This is a genomic window from Paenibacillus sp. FSL K6-1096, assembly GCF_037977055.1.
Taxonomy (GTDB): Bacteria; Bacillota; Bacilli; order Paenibacillales; family Paenibacillaceae; genus Paenibacillus_AQ.
Genome location: NZ_CP150274.1, coordinates 1022664 through 1041723, shown reverse-complemented (window position 1 = coordinate 1041723; position 19060 = coordinate 1022664). Strand labels below are relative to the sequence as shown.

17 protein-coding genes are annotated in these 19060 nt (G+C 54.9%); 13 read left to right on the top strand and 4 right to left on the bottom strand.

The window, feature by feature from the left end:
• The first annotated feature begins 105 nt into the window (after window positions 1-105).
• The 10 genes from MHI24_RS04660 (at window position 106) to MHI24_RS04615 (ending at window position 10192) form a co-directional block, all read left to right on the top strand.
• Window positions 106-759 carry a redox-sensing transcriptional repressor Rex gene (locus tag MHI24_RS04660; RefSeq protein ID WP_340024403.1) on the top strand — a complete coding sequence of 218 codons (654 nt, stop codon included), beginning with the start codon at window positions 106-108 and terminating at the stop codon, window positions 757-759.
• On the top strand, window positions 746-2047 hold the full coding sequence (locus tag MHI24_RS04655) for an amidohydrolase (protein ID WP_340024402.1): 1302 nt from the start codon (window positions 746-748) through the stop codon (window positions 2045-2047). The genes MHI24_RS04660 and MHI24_RS04655 overlap by 14 nt, the downstream gene beginning before the upstream one ends.
• A gap of 29 nt (window positions 2048-2076) precedes the next feature.
• Entirely contained in the window at window positions 2077-2598 is a 522-nt protein-coding gene (locus tag MHI24_RS04650; protein WP_340024401.1) for a DUF5590 domain-containing protein, read from the top strand.
• A 280-nt stretch (window positions 2599-2878) separates the two neighbouring features.
• Window positions 2879-3646, top strand: coding sequence for an aminoglycoside adenylyltransferase domain-containing protein (locus tag MHI24_RS04645; RefSeq protein WP_340024400.1), 768 nt, complete (start codon window positions 2879-2881; stop codon window positions 3644-3646).
• Window positions 3647-3845: 199 nt separating this feature from the next.
• Window positions 3846-4388 (top strand): hypothetical protein, encoded by a 543-nt coding sequence (locus MHI24_RS04640; protein ID WP_340024399.1) that lies wholly within the window; start codon window positions 3846-3848, stop codon window positions 4386-4388.
• Complete coding sequence (locus tag MHI24_RS04635; protein ID WP_340024398.1) at window positions 4381-5883, top strand: AAA family ATPase; 1503 nt, start codon at window positions 4381-4383, stop codon at window positions 5881-5883. Before MHI24_RS04640 ends, MHI24_RS04635 begins: the two co-directional genes overlap by 8 nt.
• A gap of 132 nt (window positions 5884-6015) precedes the next feature.
• Window positions 6016-6888 (top strand): 3-hydroxyacyl-CoA dehydrogenase NAD-binding domain-containing protein, encoded by an 873-nt coding sequence (locus MHI24_RS04630; protein WP_340024397.1) that lies wholly within the window; start codon window positions 6016-6018, stop codon window positions 6886-6888.
• Complete coding sequence (locus MHI24_RS04625; RefSeq protein WP_340024396.1) at window positions 6885-8093, top strand: acetate kinase; 1209 nt, start codon at window positions 6885-6887, stop codon at window positions 8091-8093. The genes MHI24_RS04630 and MHI24_RS04625 overlap by 4 nt, the downstream gene beginning before the upstream one ends.
• A 21-nt stretch (window positions 8094-8114) precedes the next feature.
• Complete coding sequence (gene asnS / locus MHI24_RS04620) at window positions 8115-9410, top strand: asparagine--tRNA ligase (RefSeq protein WP_340024395.1); 1296 nt, start codon at window positions 8115-8117, stop codon at window positions 9408-9410.
• 23 nt (window positions 9411-9433) lie between these two features.
• Entirely contained in the window at window positions 9434-10192 is a 759-nt protein-coding gene (locus MHI24_RS04615; protein ID WP_340024394.1) for a DnaD domain protein, read from the top strand.
• 241 nt (window positions 10193-10433) lie between these two features.
• Here the strand turns inward: MHI24_RS04615 and proC are convergent, their stop codons facing one another.
• The 4 genes from proC to MHI24_RS04595 form a co-directional block, all read right to left on the bottom strand.
• Window positions 10434-11300 carry a pyrroline-5-carboxylate reductase gene (gene proC, locus MHI24_RS04610; protein ID WP_340024393.1) on the bottom strand — a complete coding sequence of 289 codons (867 nt, stop codon included), beginning with the start codon at window positions 11298-11300 and terminating at the stop codon, window positions 10434-10436.
• A gap of 32 nt (window positions 11301-11332) precedes the next feature.
• Window positions 11333-12580: a glutamate-5-semialdehyde dehydrogenase gene (locus tag MHI24_RS04605; protein ID WP_340024392.1), complete on the bottom strand. Its 1248-nt coding sequence runs from the start codon at window positions 12578-12580 to the stop codon at window positions 11333-11335.
• A 57-nt stretch (window positions 12581-12637) separates the two neighbouring features.
• Window positions 12638-13741: a glutamate 5-kinase gene (proB, locus tag MHI24_RS04600; RefSeq protein WP_340024391.1), complete on the bottom strand. Its 1104-nt coding sequence runs from the start codon at window positions 13739-13741 to the stop codon at window positions 12638-12640.
• Between the two features lie 395 nt (window positions 13742-14136).
• A complete protein-coding gene (locus MHI24_RS04595) occupies window positions 14137-15048 on the bottom strand; it encodes a LysR family transcriptional regulator (RefSeq protein ID WP_340024390.1) in 912 nt (303 codons plus the stop codon).
• A 168-nt stretch (window positions 15049-15216) separates the two neighbouring features.
• Between MHI24_RS04595 and leuC the strand changes: the two genes are divergently transcribed.
• The 3 genes from leuC (at window position 15217) to MHI24_RS04580 (ending at window position 19048) form a co-directional block, all read left to right on the top strand.
• Window positions 15217-16641: a 3-isopropylmalate dehydratase large subunit gene (gene leuC / locus MHI24_RS04590; RefSeq protein ID WP_340024389.1), complete on the top strand. Its 1425-nt coding sequence runs from the start codon at window positions 15217-15219 to the stop codon at window positions 16639-16641.
• A gap of 29 nt (window positions 16642-16670) precedes the next feature.
• Window positions 16671-17273: a 3-isopropylmalate dehydratase small subunit gene (leuD, locus tag MHI24_RS04585; protein ID WP_340024388.1), complete on the top strand. Its 603-nt coding sequence runs from the start codon at window positions 16671-16673 to the stop codon at window positions 17271-17273.
• 215 nt (window positions 17274-17488) lie between these two features.
• Window positions 17489-19048, top strand: a complete 1560-nt coding sequence (locus MHI24_RS04580) for an N-acetylmuramoyl-L-alanine amidase (RefSeq protein ID WP_340024387.1) — start codon at window positions 17489-17491, stop codon at window positions 19046-19048.
• The last annotated feature ends 12 nt before the right edge of the window (window positions 19049-19060 follow it).

The following is a 19060-nucleotide window of genomic DNA, read 5'->3' as shown; positions in this document are numbered from 1 at the left end:
ATATTATTAAGAAGACAAGGTTAACCTGAAGTTCCGCTCCCCGGCTGACTTAGCCGTTTCGTTAAGGCGGCGGGGAACGGTTCATATAATCGAGGAGGAGAAAGCATGAAATCGGATAAAATATCGGAGGCCGTAGTCCGCAGGCTCCCAGTGTACCTGCGGTTCCTGAACGATCTCCAAAAACGTGAAATCTCCACCGTTTCTTCCCAGGAGCTGGGACAGAAGCTTGATCTGAACCCTGCGCAGATCCGCAAGGACCTGGCATACTTCGGGGATTTCGGCAGAAAGGGCATCGGTTATGATGTCTCGTATCTGATCGAGAAGATCCGCCATATTCTCAAGCTGGACCAGCAGATCAACGTTGCACTGGTAGGCGCCGGTAACCTCGGGCACGCCTTGTCCAACTACAATGCTTATCTGAAGGATACGATGAAGATTACAGCGATCTTCGATGCCTATCCGCCGAAGGTGGGCCAGAAGATCAACTCCCTGGTTGTACAGCCGATGGAAGAGCTGGGGGATACCATCCGCGAACAGGGCATCCGGATCGGCATTATTACCGTACCGGACAGCGAAGCCCAGAACGTAGCGGATATTCTGGTGGATTCCGGCATTGAAGCCATTCTGAATTTCGCGCCGGTCATTCTGAAGACGCCTGCCAATATCCGGATTCATGCCGCAGACTTCACTACCGATCTGCAGAGCCTGGCTTATTATTTGCATGATGGAAAGGAAGAGGCTGAAGATGAGCAGCAATAAGACAATAATTAAGAACGGACGCTTCCTGGTGCCGGGTACGAAGCAGCCGGTACTTGGCGGATATATGACCATAGAGGATGATCTGATCACTTACATAGGTGAAGCTGAGCCTGCCCATGAAGAGGGGGCTCTGATTGTTGACGGCAGCCGTCTGCTCTTTATGCCGGGTCTGGTTAACACCCACGGCCATGCCGCGATGTCCCTGCTGCGCGGGTATGGGGACGATATGGTGCTTCAGTCCTGGCTGCAGGAGAAAATGTGGCCGATGGAAGAGAAATTTACCGGCGAGGATGTCTACTGGGGCACGGCGCTGTCTGTGCTGGAGATGCTGAAGGGCGGCACCACCACCTTCCTCGATATGTATGACCATATGGACCGGGTAGCCGAGGTGGTAGAGCAATCCGGTATTCGTGCTGTGCTGATGCGCGGTGTTATCGGCCTCTGCCCGGAAGAGGTGCAGAACCACAAGCTGGCGGAGGCGATCGCGTTTGCCCGTAACTGGCACGGCAAGGCAGACGGCCGCATCACAACGATGCTCTCGCCGCACGCTCCATACACCTGTCCGCCTGAGTTCTTCGTGAAGTTCGTGCAGGCCGCCCATGATCTCGATCTGCCGATGCATACACATATGTCCGAGACGCGCCATGAGGTGGAGCAGAACGTAACCGATTACGGTCTTCGTCCGGTCGCGCATCTGGAGAAGCTGGGGATGTTCACCCGGCCTTCCCTGATCGCCCACGGTGTGCACCTGAACGATGAGGAGATTAGCATTCTGGCCCGGTATAACGTTGGCGTATCGCATAACCCGGGCAGCAACCTGAAGCTGGCCAGCGGCGTAGCCCGCGTGCCTGAGCTGCTCGCAGCAGGGGTTAAGGTCTCGCTCGGGACAGACGGTGCGGCCAGCAACAACAATCTGGATATGTTTGAGGAGATGCGGCTGGCTGCACTGATCCATAAGGGAGTCAGCGGTGATCCAACCGCTGTGCCGGCTCCTGAGGCGCTGCTGATGGCGACTGAGTATGGGGCGCAGTCGGTCTTCCTGAACAGCGTGGGCCGGCTTGCAGCGGGTATGAAGGCGGACTTCATCGCGCTGGATATTGACCAGCCGCATCTCCTGCCGCATACCGACCTGCTCTCCCATGCCGTCTATTCGGCCAGCGCCAAGGATGTGGAGCATGTGTGGGTCAACGGCAAGCAGGTGGTGAAGCACGGGCAATGCCTGACCCTGGATGAAGAAGCCATCCGCCGCAGAGCGCAGGAGACATTCGACAGCCTGCTGAAACGTTAATCCAGCAGAACGGGAAAGGAAGCAACGCGGTGAAGAAGAAGAGGAGAAAATGGCTCTGGCTGGGGATTATCCTGGTGCTGCTCCTTCTGTTCGGACTGAGCCAGTTCTATGCCTATATTATGAAGGATCAGTGGACCGAGCGGAACGAAGCCAAGGAACTGGCCAGAGCACAGGCCGGATTAACTGAGATCACCAAGGCCCAGAAGTCGGTCTGGGATGAGAATTCGATCTATTGGGTGCTGACCGGAAGCAATGCGGCAGGGACCGAGCTGATGGTATGGGTACGTTTCACAAGTGAGGGCAAGCCTGCCGGAGGAGAGAACGGCCTCTATGCCGAAGAGCTGAGCAAGGGCACCTCAGAGGCGCAGATGCGCAAGCTGTTAGCCGGCCAGATGCCGGATATTAAGATCAAACGGCTGCTCCCCGGAGTGTATAACGGGGAATACGCCTGGCAGCTCTTTTACCAAAAAGAGGGGCGTTATTATTACAGCTTCTACCGCTTCTCTGACGGCAGCGCCATCGGTGAGGGGTACAGCCTGCCGAACCGCTAGGTTAAGCGCCCGGCGGCTGCGGCAGACAGGAAGTGCGGAGGAACAGGTCATCTGTTCCTCCGTTTTTTGTTTTCATGCGTAAAACCGAACACAATGTGCAAATGGGATGTGTGTAAGGTAATTTTCCGGCGAAAACGATCTGTAACCGTTCTTGGACTGGCGGCTGGGGTGACCCTGTGGCTAAATGGATATATGAGGATTGATATACTTTTTGCTATACCATAATCATGCGGTCAAGGGTCAAACTTATGAATGCTGTCAATCGAGGAGGATGCTGAAATTGGAAACATTACCATATTTAGATCGTGCGGTAGAGCTGTTTAAGCAGGAGCTGGGGGCTAACCTGACGGGGATTTATTTGCATGGCTCGCTGGCGATGGGTTGCTTCCATGCGGATACGGGAGACATCGATCTGCTGATCGTGGTACAGGACAAGCTGTCCCAAGAAGTCAGCCGGAGGCTCGCGAAACGGATTGTAGCTTTACATGACATGCTGCCGAATAAGCGCGGAATTGAACTGTCTATTGTCTTGAAGACATACTTGAGGGAGTTTGTGTACCCGACTCCGTTTGAGTTTCATTTCTCAGAAGCCCATTTAGAGCGGTACAGAACAGACGGACATTACCTGTGCGGCGGCTACGAGGATGCTGATCTGGCGGCGCATTTTACCGTTGTCTATCACCGGGGAGTGAGCCTGTACGGGGAGCCGATCCATGAGGCGTTTCTGCCGGTGGACCGCAGGTATTATCTGGATTCCATAATCAATGATATCGGAGACGCACCCCTGAAGATCAAGGAAGCTCCCGTGTATTATACGCTGAATCTATGCCGGGTACTGTATTATGTGCGGGAAGGTGTGGTGTCTTCCAAAAAGGAAGGCGGAGAGTGGGGACAGAAGCATTTGCCGGCGAAATATCACGGACTGCTTACACGGTGTCTGGAGGTCTATAACGGATCGTCCGGCGGCGAAGCCTACGACCTGGAATTGCTAACTGATTACGCAGCGTATATGATAAATGAAATTGAGCATCAGCGGGAAAATGGTTAATCTATGAAACACCCAGAAATTAGAATCAAAAATTTTAAATATATTCACAACTTTATGTAAAATCGTATATACACCTGTGATATACTACTACTTGTATTAAGACATGCCTAATAGCATGTCAGTCTCGGAAGGGCGCTAGACACGCTGAATCGTTGATTTTTATAGAAAAAGCTGGTTATTTTGGAGAGGAGGACGTTTCTTGAAACTGCGTCTTATGCCTGTGCTGCTAACGTCTCTGCTGTCTGCTGCTGTATTGTTCGGCGGCTGGTATTCCTATCGTCAGTTCGCTGTACAGGAGCCGCTGCAGAAGCTGGTATCATCCTATGAGGGAGTGAAGGATTCCCATATTACTATTAAACGCAATGAAGTGACTTTGAAACTAAATTTGCAGCCGGGCACGAAATTACGTGAGCTGGTGCAGTATGTATCAAGTGAAGGCAGCTCAGCCATCAACGGGCGGACCCTTAAGCTGGATGTGGAACAGCACTCCAGTGCGCTGCTCGATGAATATTGGGACAAAGCGATGTTCTCTGTTGCCGAAGCGATGGAGAGCCGTAAATATACATTAATTCCAGCCAAGCTGGATGGATTGAAGGAACAGAACAGCAAGTACAGCGGAATTACAGCAACCACGGAGATTGATGACAATAATGTATATGTGAGTCTGAGCAGCGGTACAGAGAGCAAGTTCATCATTCTGCCGCGCACCGGTGCCAAGATGGGAGTGTGGGACAATGCCTAAGTACTGGAAAGAGATTATAGCCGGATTTGTTCCGGTCGTGCTGATTTTTATGGTTTTTGTAGGGATTAATATTTTCCCTGTGATCATAGCGCTCGGCATGGTTGCTGCTCTCCTGTTCATTGCCCACGCGCGCGGCGGCCTGGCGGTTAATGCAGGCGCAGACAAGAAGCGGAAGAAGAACGGCCCGTCCAAGCTGACCTTTGAAGAGATCGGCGGACAGGACAATGCCAAGCAGGAGCTGCGCGAAGCACTGGACTTCCTGATCCGGCATGAAGAAATCAGCAAGTTCGGGATTCGTCCGCTCAAAGGCATTCTGCTGACCGGTCCTCCCGGAACCGGGAAGACGCTGATGGCGAAGGCTGCGGCGCATTATACGAACTCTGTGTTTGTCGCTGCATCGGGCAGTGAATTCGTTGAGATGTACGTCGGCGTCGGGGCCGGACGGGTCCGTGACCTGTTCAAGGATGCCCGCTCGCGTGCGCTGAAGGAGAACAAGCAGAGCGCGATTATTTTCATCGATGAGATTGATGTGATCGGCGGCAAGCGTGAAGGCGGACAGCAGCGGGAGTATGACCAGACGCTGAATCAGCTCCTCACGGAGATGGACGGGATTTATAATAATGATACCCCGCGCATTCTGCTGGTAGCCGCCACGAACCGCAAGGAAATGCTGGATTCGGCACTGCTGCGTCCGGGCCGGTTCGACCGTCACATTCAGGTGGATATGCCCGACAAGAAGGGCCGCAAGTCGATTCTCGACCTTCACGCCAAGAACAAGCCGCTGCATGAGACAGTCGATCTGGATAAAATCGCTGAAGAAGCCTACGGCTTCTCCGGGGCGCAATTAGAGAGCGTGATGAACGAGGCGGCGATCTACATGATGCGCGAGAATCTGACCCTGGTGGAGCAGCGCCATCTGTCGATGGCCATCGATAAGGTGATGATGGGAGAGAAGACCGACCGCGAGACGAACCACGAAGAGAAGCGGCGTGTAGCGATTCATGAGCTGGGACATGCCATTATGGCCGAGCTATTGCGTCCGGGAAGCGTCAGCCAGGTGACATTGACTCCGCGCGGACAAGCCCTCGGTTATGTGCGGCATAATCCGCAGCAAGAGCAGTATTTGTACACGAAGGATTATCTGGAGAATCAGATTATGATCGCCCTGGGCGGCGCGGCAGCGGAAGAAATGTATTACGGCGGGCGCAGCACCGGCTCGCGCGGCGATTTCGACCAGGCGCTGAACATTGTGGAGACGATGATGAAGTCGGGCCTGACCTCCCTCGGAATCGCGAATCTGCAGATGGTGACAACCGAAGAGCTGATGAAGGAGAATAGTAAGATCCTGGATGAGTTAATGGTCCGCACCAATGAGCTGCTGAGCCAGCAAAGAAATGTATTTGATTACTGCCTTGACATTTTAATGAAGGAAGAAGTTCTCTCCGGAGAGCAATTTCGTTGTCAATTTCGTGACAGTGTCCTTTTACCGGCATAATTCTTTATGCCGGTTATTTTTTTTTACTTTTCAGACATGCTAAGATATCATTATATGTCGGGCTACTTATTTTTTACGACAGACAAGGTACAATACAGAAGTATAGATACCTGAAAGGATGGAGACTTAAGAATGAATTTTAAGAAGATCGGTGTCATCGGCGGTGGCACAATGGGTCAAGGCATTGCCGAAATGCTGGCAGCCAAAGGCCTGGATGTAATGCTGGTGGAGAAAACTGCTGAAAGACTGAACTACTCCTACGAAATGATCGAGACCAGTCTCGACAAACAGCTGGAGAAATGGGCCATTACCCAGGCGGAGAAGAAGCTGATTCTTTCCCGTATCCAGAAAGTTACTCATTTCGCTGAACTGAGCTCCTGCGATATGGTTATTGAGACCATTGTGGAAGACCTGGAAGCGAAGCAAAAGGTATTCAATCAGCTCGATCAGGTGTGTCCGAGCCACATTATTCTTGCCAGCAACACGTCAACGCTCAGCTTGACAGAGCTTGCAAGCTCAACAATGTATCCGGAACGCGTAATCGGTATGCACTTCATACATCCTGTAGGCAAGGTCGACCTGGTTGAAATCGTGCGCGGACTGAAGACCTCCGACAGCACCTTCGAGGATACCAAGACCTTTGTTGATGAGATTGTTGAAAAGAAAGGCGTAATGATCTACGAATCCCCAGGATTTGTATCTTCACGCCTCATTTGCCTGTTCATTAACGAAGCGATGCATGTGCTCCAGGAAGGCGTTGCCTCCCCTGAAGATATTGACGACGCTATGCGCATCGGCTACCAGTTCCAGAACGGACCGCTTGAAATGGCTGACCGCTTCGGTCTGGACTCCGTCCTGGCTGCGCTTGAGAACATGTTCCGTGAATACGGCGAGCTCAAGTATCGTCCATCGACCATCCTCAAGAAGATGGTGCGTGCCGGACAACTGGGGACCAAATCGGGCGAAGGCTTCTTCAAGTATGACAAGGATGGTGACCGTATATGAATATTTTAGTAATTAACTCCGGCAGTTCCTCATTGAAATACCAGCTGTACAATATGACAGATGAGTCTGTCCTGGCCAAAGGCCTGGTAGAACGTATCGGAATGGACTCCTCCATTCTGAACCACAAGCCGACCGGCAAGCAGGAAGTTACTGAAGTCAGTGAAATTCTGGAGCACAATACGGCCATCCGCAAGGTGCTTGCCTGCCTGACAGACAAGGAGCATGGCGTTATTGCATCCACCGACGAGATTAATGCAGTGGGCCACCGTGTAGTACACGGGGGTGAATTCTTCAAAACCTCCGCACTTGTTGATGCTGATGCTAAGGCTAAGATCCGCCAGCTGTTCGACCTTGCGCCGCTGCATAACCCGGCTGCCATGATGGGGATTACCGCTTCCGAGAATAATATGCCTGGTGTGCCGCAGGTGGTTGTGTTCGATACCGCCTTCCACCAGACTATGCCTGAGAAGGCGTATATGTATGCCATTCCGAGAGTGCTCTACAACAAATACAAAGTCCGCCGTTATGGTGCGCATGGCACCTCCCATGATTTCGTGAGCAAAGCGGCTGCCGAGTATCTGGACCGTCCGCTTCAGGACCTCAAGATTATTACCTGCCACATCGGTAACGGTGCCAGTGTAACTGCAGTAGACGGCGGCATTTCTGTGGACACCTCGATGGGGATGACTCCGCTGGAAGGCCTGATGATGGGTACGCGCAGCGGCGACCTTGACCCGGCTGTTGTTCCTTATGTGATGAATAAGGAAGAGCTGTCTGTCGGTGAAGTGAACTCCATGCTGAACAAGCACAGCGGTCTTCTGGCCATCTCTGGCGTGAGCAGTGACATGCGTGATATCATTGACGGTGCGGAGAAAGGCGAGCCTAATTCGACGCTTGCTTTTGAAATGTACGAGTACCGTCTGCGTAAATATATCGGTTCTTACGCTGCTGCCATGAACGGGGTAGATGTCATTGTGTTCACCGCCGGTGTTGGCGAGAATGCTTCCCTGCTGCGTGAAAAAGTACTGAACAATCTTACGTTCCTCGGAATCCAGCTGGATGCAGAAGCCAATAAGGTCCGCTCCGGCGATCCGCGCCGTATCTCCACGGCTGATTCCAAGGTTCAGGTGCTTGTGGTTCCGACAAACGAAGAGCTTGTCATTGCACGCGATACATACAGTATTGTGCAAGGAATTAACGGCTAAATTAGAGGAGAGATCTTAGGCATGGCCAACAAAAGTGTAATCAAGAACGTGAATGAGCATGTCGGAGAGAGTGTTGTCATCGGATGTTGGGTGAACAACAAGCGCTCCAGCGGTAAAATTCAGTTCCTGCAGCTTCGCGACGGTACTGGTTATATCCAAGGGGTTGTGGTGAAGTCTGAGGTACCCGAGCAGGTCTGGGACGATGCCAAAAGCCTTACCCAGGAGAGCTCCCTGTATGTGACCGGAATTATCCGTGAGGAGCCGCGCAGCCAATCCGGCTATGAGCTGACGGTTACGGGCATTGAGGTGCTGCATATTACCGAGAACTATCCAATTACTCCAAAGGAGCATGGCGTAGACTTCCTGATGGATCACCGCCATCTCTGGCTGCGTTCCACCAAGCAGCGGGCCGTAATGGTGATTCGTGCGGAGATCATCCGTGCGGTTCAGCAGTTCTTCAATGAGCACGGCTTCACCAAGGTGGACCCGCCGATTCTGACGCCAACGTCAGCGGAAGGCACAACGAACCTGTTCCATACGAAGTACTTCGATGAGGATGCTTATCTGACCCAGAGCGGACAGCTGTATATGGAAGCTGCGGCTATGGCGCTCGGGCGCGTCTATTCCTTCGGTCCGACCTTCCGGGCCGAGAAATCCAAGACCCGCCGCCATCTGATCGAGTTCTGGATGATTGAACCGGAAATGGCGTTCGTGGAGCATGAGGAGAGCCTGCGTGTGCAGGAGGACTTCATCAGCTTCGTGGTGCAGTCCGTCCTGACAAACTGCCGTGCCGAGCTGGAGGCAGTGGGCCGCGATGTCTCGAAGCTGGAGAACATCAAGGCACCGTTCCCGCGGATCAGCTACGATGATGCCATCAAGTTCCTGAATGAAAAAGGCTACGAAATCGCCTGGGGCGATGATTTCGGGGCTCCTCATGAGACGGCTATCGCCGAAATGAGCGACCGTCCGGTATTCATCACCCATTATCCGGCGTCCTTCAAGGCCTTCTATATGAAGCCGCACCCTGACCGTCCGGAAGTGGTGCTATGCGCGGATATGATCGCCCCTGAAGGCTACGGGGAGATCATCGGCGGATCACAGCGTATCGATGATCCGGCGCTGCTGGAAGCCCGTTTCAAGGAGCATAATCTCTCGATGGAGACTTATCAGTGGTACATGGACCTGCGGACCTATGGCAGCGTTCCGCACTCCGGCTTCGGCCTGGGTCTGGAGCGGACGGTAGCTTGGATCTGCGGACTGGATCATGTCCGTGAGACGATTGCGTTCCCTCGCACATTGTACCGTCTGTACCCTTAAGGACGGGAAAAGGGGGCCTGGATATGGACGGAACAAGTTGGAATACCTGGGGTGAAGGCGCCGCCTTCGGCCTGGAGAACGGAATGGCCGTCATTCCTTATGCGCTCCTGAAGCACTACCGGAAGCTGAATCTGACCGGCAGCGAGGCGATGCTGCTGATTCACCTGCTCTCCTTCAGACAGGTCGAGGGGATTGACTTCCCATCGCTCGAGGAGCTGCAGGCGGTAACCGGGCGCAGCATCCCGGTGATTGCCGGCGAGCTGCAGAAGCTCATGAAGGAAGGGTTCATCAGCATCGACGGAGATAACGACGAGCTGCGGGACATCCATTATGAGCGTTACAACTTCTCCGGCCTGTACGCCAAGCTGGGCGCGTATCTGGCGAAGGTGAAGCAGGAATCAGGGGGGCGGAGCGGCAGTGAGCGCGTCTCTGAGGCGTCCGGGCACAATGCCCGTTCTGCCGTGCCGGATGACAGCTATAGCAGTCCGGCAGCTGCAGGTGCAGCCAGAGAAAGTGAACAGGAACGCAGCCTGTTCAGCATTTTCGAGAAGGAATTCGGCCGTCCGCTGTCCCCGATGGAATGCGAGTCCATCTCCGGCTGGGTGGACGAAGACCGCTATCCCGAGGAGCTGATCCTGCTCGCATTGAAGGAATCTGTCTTCGCCGGCAAGGTCCATTTCCGTTACATCGACCGCATCCTGCTGGAATGGTCCCGCAACCGGGTGAAGAACGCCCAGGATGTCAAAGCCTATGCCCAGAAGTTCCGGGGCGGGGGCCGATGAGCGAAGCGAGGTAGCTATTGTATTTTACCGGTTCAGGGCATTGGCCCGGCCGGATGAGGTGTCCCCTATAAGTCACTTATGTGGCTTATGGGGGCACCTTTTTTTTCTTTTGCCGCCATTGATTGCGCCGGATGCGGCGGAAGGATGCCTCCCAACCAGCAAACAGCCCGCAGTCCTTCACATCGAAGGAACTGCGGGCTGTGGCGGTAAGTATTCAATAACTCAATAACAAGGCCGAGAATTAATGCAGCTCATCCTCCAGCGCCGCACCCATCTCCCGGGAGCGTTCGGCACAGCGGTTGACCGCAGAGATGACGGTCTCGAAGAAGTCGCCGCGTTCCAGCACCTCGATGGCTGCCTGGGTGGAGCCGTTCGGCGAGGTAACCTTCTTGCGCAGAGCGGCTGGCTCTTCGCCGGTCTGCTGCACCATCCGCGCTGCGCCCAGCACGGTCTGGACCGTCAGCTCACGGCTCTGCTCAAGCGGCAGGCCCCCGCGGATACCTGCGGCAATCATCGCTTCCATCATGTAATAGATGTAAGCCGGACCACTGCCGGAGATGCCGGTTAAGGTCTCCATCCGCTCTTCGTCAATGACCGCTGTTAACCCCACGGCTTCAAAGATATTAAGAGCAGTCTTCCGGCTCTCATCGCCAACCTCCTTGGAGAAGGCAATGCCGGTTGCGCCCAGCCCGATGGAGCTGGAGGTGTTGGGCATCGAGCGCACAACAGGCTGCGCGGTTCCGAGCAAGCCCTGGATCGTGCGGATGGTCAGCCCGGCAATGACGGAAATGATGAGCTGGTCCGGCGACAGCAGCGGGCCCAGGGAGCGGAGAGCTTCGGCGGCATCCTTGGGCTTCATGGCCAGTACGATCACCGGCGCCGAGCGGAGAGCTTCAGTCTTCTGCTCACTGCTGTTATACCCAAGTACGCCATAACGGCTGCGAAGCTCAGCCAGGCGTTCATTGCTGCTGCGGTTCAGCATGATAATCCGGTTCGCTTCGACTACATTGCGGGCGATCATTCCCCGGACAATGGCTTCAGCCATTGAGCCTGCGCCATAAAAAACAATAGGATGATTAATCAACGGAATTGCAGGTTGCTGGCACATGGCTGGCAGTCCCCCTATAAGTTTAAAGTGAATTACCCTCTGATCTGGCCGGAGCCATGAACAAGGTATTTGCTGGAAGTGAGTGCCGGCAGTCCCATCGGCCCGCGGGCATGCAGCTTCTGGGTACTGATGCCGATCTCGGCGCCAAAGCCGAATTCGAAGCCGTCTGTAAACCGGGTGGAGGCGTTATGGTACACGGCAGCGGCGTCCACTTCCTGTAAGAAGCGAGCAGCATTCCCGGCATCCTCTGTCACGATACATTCGGAATGCTTGGTGCCGAATTCAGCGATATGCCGGAGGGCGGCTTCGAGCGAATCTACGATCCGGATATTCAGGATATAATCGTTATACTCGGTCGCGAAATCCTCCGGTGCAGCCGGCTTGGCCCAAGGGACTAGAGCCAGTGTATCCGGGCAGCCGCGCAGCTCCACCCGGGCCTCGCGGAAGGCTTCGGCAAGTGCGGGTAGATGCTCCTGTGCATATGCCTGGTGGACGAGCAGCGTCTCCATGGAATTGCAGACGGAAGGACGCTGGGCCTTCGCATTGATGCTGATCCGCTCTGCCATCTCGGGATTGGCAGTTGCATCCAGATAAGTATGGCATATGCCTGCGCCTGTTTCAATGACAGGAACTGTGGCATTAAGCACCACGTTCTGGATCAGCGAGCTGCCTCCGCGCGGGATGATGACATCCAGCAGGCCGTTCAGCTTCAGCATCTCATCGACAGAGGAGCGGTTCGGATCTTCGATCAGCTGGAGGGCATCCGGCGGCAGCGCAGTGCCGGCCAGCGCGCGGTGCAGCACCTCGGTAATGGCCCGGTTGGATGACAGGGCGGACGAACCGCCGCGCAGGACAACTGCGTTCCCGGTCTTCAGGCATAGTCCCGCTGCATCAACGGTTACGTTCGGACGGGCTTCATAGATGATACCGATGACTCCGAGCGGCACGCGGACCTTCTCAATGAACAGGCCGTTTGGGCGTTCAATGGTCTCCAGATGGTCACCTACCGGATCGGGCAGCACCGCGATCTGCTGCAGGCCCTCCGCGATGCCTGCAATCCGTCCGGTATCCAGCGCCAGCCGGTCCAGCATCGACTCAGCTGTCCCGTTCAAGCGGCCGCGCTCCAGATCCTCCGCATTCGCGGCAATAATGTAATCCGCCTCGGCAATCAAGGCCGCAGCCATTGCCAGCAGCGCTTCATTCTTCTGCCCGGTAGTCAGGCTTGCCAATACTCCTGTTGTAGCTTTTGCCAGCGTGGCCTTGTGTACCACTTCACTCATGACCATTCCCCCTATTAAAAGTTATGTTAGCACAGGTATACATCAGGGCAGCACGGATTATCTTAGGGTAATCCATTCATCGCGGTGGATAACCTCAAGCCGGTGTACCTCCCCAAGCTTGGAAATGATCTCCCGGCTCGGCAAGCCTTGGATGCTGCGGAGCTGGGCATCGTCATAATTAACAATGCCCCGGCCAAGCAGCTTCGCATCCGGGCCGAGGACCTCCACCACATCCCCGGAATGGAAGCTTCCTTCGATTCGCCTTACACCGACCGGCAGCAGGCTGTGTCCTCCATGCAGCAGCGCTTCTACAGCCCCGTCATCGACATACAGCGATCCGAGCGGGGTGGACATGAAGCCGAGCCACTGCTTCTTGACCGGCAAGGAGGAGAGGGTGGTGGCAAAATAAGTGCCTTTGCCCGTGCCCGCAGCCGCCAGAGACAGGTCTCCGGGCTCGGTCACCCGGCCGATGAAGACCGGAACGCCGCCCCGTGTGGCGATTTTGGCGGCATCGATCTTGGACTTCATGCCGCCGGTGCCTACGCTGGTGCCTGCGCCTCCGGCAATCGCATAGATTTCCGGTGTGATCTCGGCAATATGCTGATACCTTACCGCATCCGGGTTCTTGCGCGGATCTGCGCTGTATACGCCGTCCATATCGGTCAGCACCAGCAGGTGCGAGGCCTTCAGCAGATTGGCGACCAGGGCAGACAGGGTGTCGTTATCCCCGAACTTCAGCTCATCCACGGATACCGTATCGTTCTCGTTGAACACCGGAACCGCACCCTGGCGGAGCAGCTCCTCTACAGTCATCAAGGCATTGTTCATCGCCCGGCGGCTGCAGAAGTCGGTACGCGTCAGCAGAATCTGCGCGGTAGGAATGCCATGCAGCGCAAAAGCCTCCTGGTAGGCCTGCATCAGCATCACCTGACCTACCGCCGCTGCCGCCTGCTTCTCATGGAGCAGCTTGGGGCGCGTGGAGTAGCCAATGCCGCGGAATCCGGCGGCAACTGCACCCGAGGTGACCAGCAGCACCTCACTGCCCGCTTCCCGGAGCGCGGCAATCTCGGCGGCGAAGAAGGCAACCGCGTCCCGGTTCAGTCCGCCCTCAGGTCCGCTGAGCGAGCTGCTGCCGATTTTGACCACAATTCTTGTCGTCATTGTCCTTCACTTTCCTCTCGAATTGTTAATCATCTATAGTCCGAAAATGACAAAAAGCCCCCATCCTAAGACTTAGCAAAGGACGAAAGCTGTTTCACTTCCGCGGTACCACCTTCATTGATGAGGGTTCATCCGACTTCATTCTCGTAACGGGAGTATCCGTCCTGCAGTCAGCAGGCCGCTCGGGGGTAGGATTCGGAACGGACATCCGCGGTGAACTCTCCCAGCCTTCCGGAATTCACTCTCTGCACGCGGATCATTGCCTGTTCTTACTGGTCCCGTCTGCACGTTTCACTATTTGTCCTTTAGAATACCATGGGGGCACAGGGTTTGCAAAGAGCGTCTGTAGAATATTTTTGCAGCCGCCTGAGCCTTTCTTCAGGTTAAGACCAGGGTTAATCGTCTGCGAGACTGGCCACGGTGTCTTTGAAGGTTGCGATAAAAGCTTCGGCAGCACGGGATAAGTACCGTCCGCGCCGGTAGGCAATAACCAGGGTGCGGCCGGGCACCGGCTCCGCCAGCGGAAGGTAGACCGGCACGAATTCGCTCCGGGGCGCCCGGGCGATGAAATGCGGCACCAGCGTAACCCCCATACCGGCGGCGACCAGCGACTGGATGGTCTCCATATTATTGCTCTCGAACACAATCCGCGGCTCGAATCCGGCCTCCCGGCACAGATCTACCGTCATTTTACGGAAGCCCTGGCCTTTCTTGAGGACAATGAACGGTTCATCCTTCAGCTCCTCCAAAAGCGTGCGGACCCCCTGCGTCCCGCGCGCTGCCAGCGGATGCTCAGGCGGGACTGCCAGATCGATCCGTTCCTCGCCGAGCACCTCGTAGGCGAGCGTCGGAATCTCCAGCGGCAGGGAGAGCAGGCTGAGATCCGTCTGTCCGCTGGCCGTCAGCTTCTCCAGATTCATGGACGAGTCCTCCAGCAGGGTAATGTCCACATCGGAATATTTGCTTTTGAAGACAGGCAGGACATGGGGCAGCAGATGCGCTCCCGTAATTGGCATACTGCCAACCACCACACGGCCGGTGCGCAGCTGGGAGATATCGGACATCTCCTGCCTCAGCAGCTCCACGGCATCCATAATCACCTGGGCCTGTTCAACGAATTTCTCCCCGGCATAGGTCAGCTCCACCGAGCTGGTATTGCGCTGGAAGAGCAGCACCCCGAGCTCCTTCTCCAGCTTGGACAGCTGCTGGCTGAGGGAGGGCTGGGCAATATGCAGCTTGTCGGCGGCCCGGGAGAAGTTGCGCTCTGCCGCAATCTGCAGCGTATATTGCAATTGTCTGAGTTCCATACTTAAGCTCCTTTATCATGCTAATGATCTGTTTATAAGTATAACCTATGAACCCTATAGAAATCATATCTTGGAATTATAAACACACTGATGTTATATTTAGAGCATTCCAGAGAGACTCCACGCTCTCTTCATCAATGTACGATTCTATTATTATGAGGTGAAATCATGGGCAACAAGACAATGTTTGAGAAGATTTGGGAGAATCACGTTATCCATCAGGAGGAAGGCAAGCCGAGCATCATCTATATCGATCTTCATCTGGTTCATGAGGTTACATCTCCGCAGGCCTTTGAAGGACTGCGTCTGAGCGGGCGCAAGGTACGCCGTCCTGAACTTACGTTCGCGACGATGGATCACAACGTGCCGACCAAGGACCGTTACAATATTACCGATCCTATCTCCAAGCAGCAGATTGATACACTCTCGAAGAACTGCCAGGATTTCGGTGTTAAGCTGTTTGACCTGAACGATATTGACCAGGGTGTTGTCCACGTTATGGGTCCTGAGATTGGCCTGACTCATCCCGGCAAGACGATTGTCTGCGGGGACAGCCACACCTCCACCCACGGAGCATTCGGTGCACTGGCTTTCGGGATCGGCACCAGCGAAGTGGAGCATGTACTTGCCACCCAGTGTTTGCAGCAATCCAAGGCCAAGACGATGGAGGTCCGCTTCACCGGCAAGCGTAATCCGGGGGTAACAGCCAAGGATATGATCCTCGGCGTGATTGCCAAGTACGGAACTGACTTTGCGACAGGCTATGTTATTGAATATACAGGCGAAGCGATCCGTGAGCTGTCGATGGAAGAGCGCATGACGGTCTGCAACATGTCAATCGAAGGCGGAGCCAGAGCGGGCCTGATCGCCCCTGACGAGACTACCTTCAACTATCTGCGCGGACGCCAGTATGTGCCGCAGGGCGAAGCTTACGATGCTGCTGTTGAGAGCTGGAAGACGCTTGTCAGCGATGAAGGCGCCCAGTACGATACCGTTGTGGAATTCGATGTGGAGACGCTCATTCCGCAGGTTACCTGGGGCACCAGCCCGGGCATGGGTACAGATATTAACTCCGCTGTGCCGAACCCGGCGGACTTCGCAACCGAGAACGAACGCAAAGCGGCTGAGAAGGCGCTTGAATATATGGACCTGACTCCAGGTACGCCGATCTCCGAGATCGGGATCGATTATGTCTTCATCGGCTCCTGCACGAACGGACGTATTGAGGATCTGCGCGCAGCGGCTGAAGTAGCCAAGGGCCATAAGGTATCCGACAAGGTTACCGCCATTGTAGTACCCGGCTCGGGCCGCGTGAAGCTGCAGGCAGAGAAGGAAGGTCTGGACAAGGTCTTCACCGAAGCAGGATTTGAATGGCGTGAAGCCGGCTGCAGTATGTGCCTGGCGATGAATCCGGATGTTCTCCAGCCGGGACAGCGCTGCGCATCCACCTCTAACCGGAACTTTGAAGGACGCCAGGGACGCGGCGGACGCACGCATCTGGTCTCGCCTGCCATGGCGGCTGCGGCTGCAATCAAAGGCCGGTTCACCGATGTACGTGACTGGAACTACAAGACGGAAGCCGTCAACTCATAGAATAATCGAGAGAGCAGGAGGACACAGCAATGGAAGAATTCAAGAAGTTAACAGGTATCGTAGCCCCGGTAGACCGGGTGAATGTAGATACGGATGCGATTATCCCGAAGCAATTCCTGAAACGGATCGAGCGGACCGGGTTTGGACAATTTCTTTTTTACGAATGGCGTTTTGATGAAGCGGGCAATGACAATCCGTCCTTCGAGATGAACAAGCCGCGCTACCAGGGCGCTTCTGTATTGATCTCCCGTGCCAACTTCGGCTGCGGCTCTTCACGGGAACACGCACCTTGGGCGATTATGGACTACGGGTTCAGAGTAGTGATTGCCCCGTCTTATGCGGATATCTTCTACAACAACTGCTTCAAGAACGGCATCCTGCCGATCAAGCTCTCCGAGGCTCAGGTGGATGATCTGTTCAACCGTACGGCAGAGCATGAAGGCTACAAGCTGACCGTCGATCTTGAGAACAAAAAGCTTACGGACGATTACGGGCTGGATCTCTCGTTCGACCTGGATGAACACCGCCGCCAGTTCCTGCTTCAGGGATTGGATGATATCGGTCTGACGCTGCAGCATGCGGACGAAATTGCCGCTTACGAAGAGCGCCATGCCGCCAAGCTGTTCGCCTAAATTCTCATACTGCTGATGCGGCAGATGATGAACAACCGGTGAAGAGATTCGTAAACTTTGCATCTTTTACACAAAACTTCTATTTCCGGGTGTCGGAAATAGAAGTTTTTTTGCTATAATCGATATATTCATTGCCTGTGAAGGCAACTTTTGGGGATTTCTGTCGTCTTAATCTTATCTAGGGATCTAACAATGGACTAAAAGGAGAGGAAAGGATGAAGAAAGCCGGACAACGGGTGTTGCTGCTGCTGTTGCTGCCATTATTCTTACTGTCATTCGCCGGCCATGAAGCTGCTGCAGCCGCGGCAAGTTCCGGGAAGATCGTAATGGACAGCAAGGAGCTGGTGCTGCCCAAGGGCGTAATTATTGAGAATGTGAATGGAAGCGTTATGATTCCGCTCCGCGTAGTGGCGGAGAATCTTGGCTTTGAAGTGCAGTGGGAGCAGGCCACCCGCAAAGTAACCGTCCAGCAGGACGGCAAATCGGTTCAGCTGGCCGTGGGGAGCAAGACGGCTGAGGCCGACGGGGTAAGCCTGGATCTCAACGCGGCACCGAAGCAGACCGGCGGTACGGTGCTTGTGCCGATCCGGTTCGTCAGTGAACAGTTCGGGCTCAGCGTCGGCTGGGACAATACGGACAAAACAGTCTACCTCAGCGGAGGTGTGACCAGTGATGAGCCGTTATCCCCAGATCCGCTGCCGAGTGCTACCCCGGCACCTCAGCCTGGGGCAGAGGCTGTCCCGTCTCTACCCGCTCAGCCTAGTACAGGCACCGAGATTACAGAGGAAGTGAATGGCAGCATTACAGCCAGTCCAACACCCCTGGCAACATCTCCTGTGGTGAATGGGGCGGTGTTCAGCGAGAACCGCCTGATCATCTCTGCGGCGGGAGGCGCCAAACCTACGGTTTCGAGAATGACCGGGCCGGACCGGATCGTAGTTGATTTTCAGGGCGCGGTGTTTGCCCCGGATTTCAGCGGGAGCTTTCCCGGCGTATCGACAGGAGGCAGTCCCCAAGGCAAGCTGGACACTACCGGCTATCCGCTAGTTTCTGAGATTCGCTACGCCTTGTTCACCGGCAGCCCTTCGGCGGTCCGCTTCGTCATTCAGACAACGGGTTATCAGAATTATGAACTGATTACGGATGAGAGCACCGGCCTGGTCACGATAGACCTCAATGCGCTGATCAACGGAACCGGAGCACCAGCGGATACAGGGGTGACCGGAAGACCAGTTATTGTACTGGACGCAGGGCATGGAGGCAAGCAATCGGGGGCGGTCAGCCTTACCGGCAAGCTGGAGAAAACCTTCAATCTGGCCGTGATTCTCAAGGCGGGAGTGATTCTGGAGCAGGAGGGCTGGGCAGATGTCGTCTACACGCGTACTACGGATGCTACGCTGGGTCTGCAGGACCGTGTGAAGATTGCCCAGGCGGCAAACGCTACTTTGTTTATCTCGCTTCATGCGAATTCACTCGATAAGGGATATCCGAACCGAGACAAAATCAACGGCAGCGAAACCTACTATTCGCGCAGCGAGAGCCTTCCGCTGGCCCAGATTATGCAGAAGCATCTGGTAGCGGGCACGGGCTTCAAGGATAACGGTGTCCGGTCGAAGAGCCTGCATGTGACCAGAGAAACCAAGATGCCTGCGATTCTGCTGGAAGCCGGGTATCTGACCAATGCAGGGAATGATGCGGCCCTGTTCAGCGAGCAACTGCAGGATAATCTGGCCCGTGAGATCGTAGCGGGAATCAAGGAATATCTAGGGTTATAATCCTGCGTCCAA

Bases quoted from the DNA above. Each gene is read 5' to 3' on its own strand.
- MHI24_RS04660 (WP_340024403.1), top strand. From the start codon at position 106: ATGAAATCGGATAAAATATCGGAGGCCGTAGTCCGCAGGCTCCCAGTG.
- MHI24_RS04655 (WP_340024402.1), top strand. From the start codon at position 746: ATGAGCAGCAATAAGACAATAATTAAGAACGGACGCTTCCTGGTGCCG.
- MHI24_RS04635 (WP_340024398.1), top strand. From the start codon at position 4,381: ATGCCTAAGTACTGGAAAGAGATTATAGCCGGATTTGTTCCGGTCGTG.
- MHI24_RS04630 (WP_340024397.1), top strand. From the start codon at position 6,016: ATGAATTTTAAGAAGATCGGTGTCATCGGCGGTGGCACAATGGGTCAA.
- MHI24_RS04625 (WP_340024396.1), top strand. From the start codon at position 6,885: ATGAATATTTTAGTAATTAACTCCGGCAGTTCCTCATTGAAATACCAG.
- asnS (WP_340024395.1), top strand. From the start codon at position 8,115: ATGGCCAACAAAAGTGTAATCAAGAACGTGAATGAGCATGTCGGAGAG.
- MHI24_RS04615 (WP_340024394.1), top strand. From the start codon at position 9,434: ATGGACGGAACAAGTTGGAATACCTGGGGTGAAGGCGCCGCCTTCGGC.
- proC (WP_340024393.1), bottom strand. From the start codon at position 11,300: ATGTGCCAGCAACCTGCAATTCCGTTGATTAATCATCCTATTGTTTTT.
- MHI24_RS04605 (WP_340024392.1), bottom strand. From the start codon at position 12,580: ATGAGTGAAGTGGTACACAAGGCCACGCTGGCAAAAGCTACAACAGGA.
- proB (WP_340024391.1), bottom strand. From the start codon at position 13,741: ATGACGACAAGAATTGTGGTCAAAATCGGCAGCAGCTCGCTCAGCGGA.
- MHI24_RS04595 (WP_340024390.1), bottom strand. From the start codon at position 15,048: ATGGAACTCAGACAATTGCAATATACGCTGCAGATTGCGGCAGAGCGC.
- leuC (WP_340024389.1), top strand. From the start codon at position 15,217: ATGGGCAACAAGACAATGTTTGAGAAGATTTGGGAGAATCACGTTATC.
- leuD (WP_340024388.1), top strand. From the start codon at position 16,671: ATGGAAGAATTCAAGAAGTTAACAGGTATCGTAGCCCCGGTAGACCGG.
- MHI24_RS04580 (WP_340024387.1), top strand. From the start codon at position 17,489: ATGAAGAAAGCCGGACAACGGGTGTTGCTGCTGCTGTTGCTGCCATTA.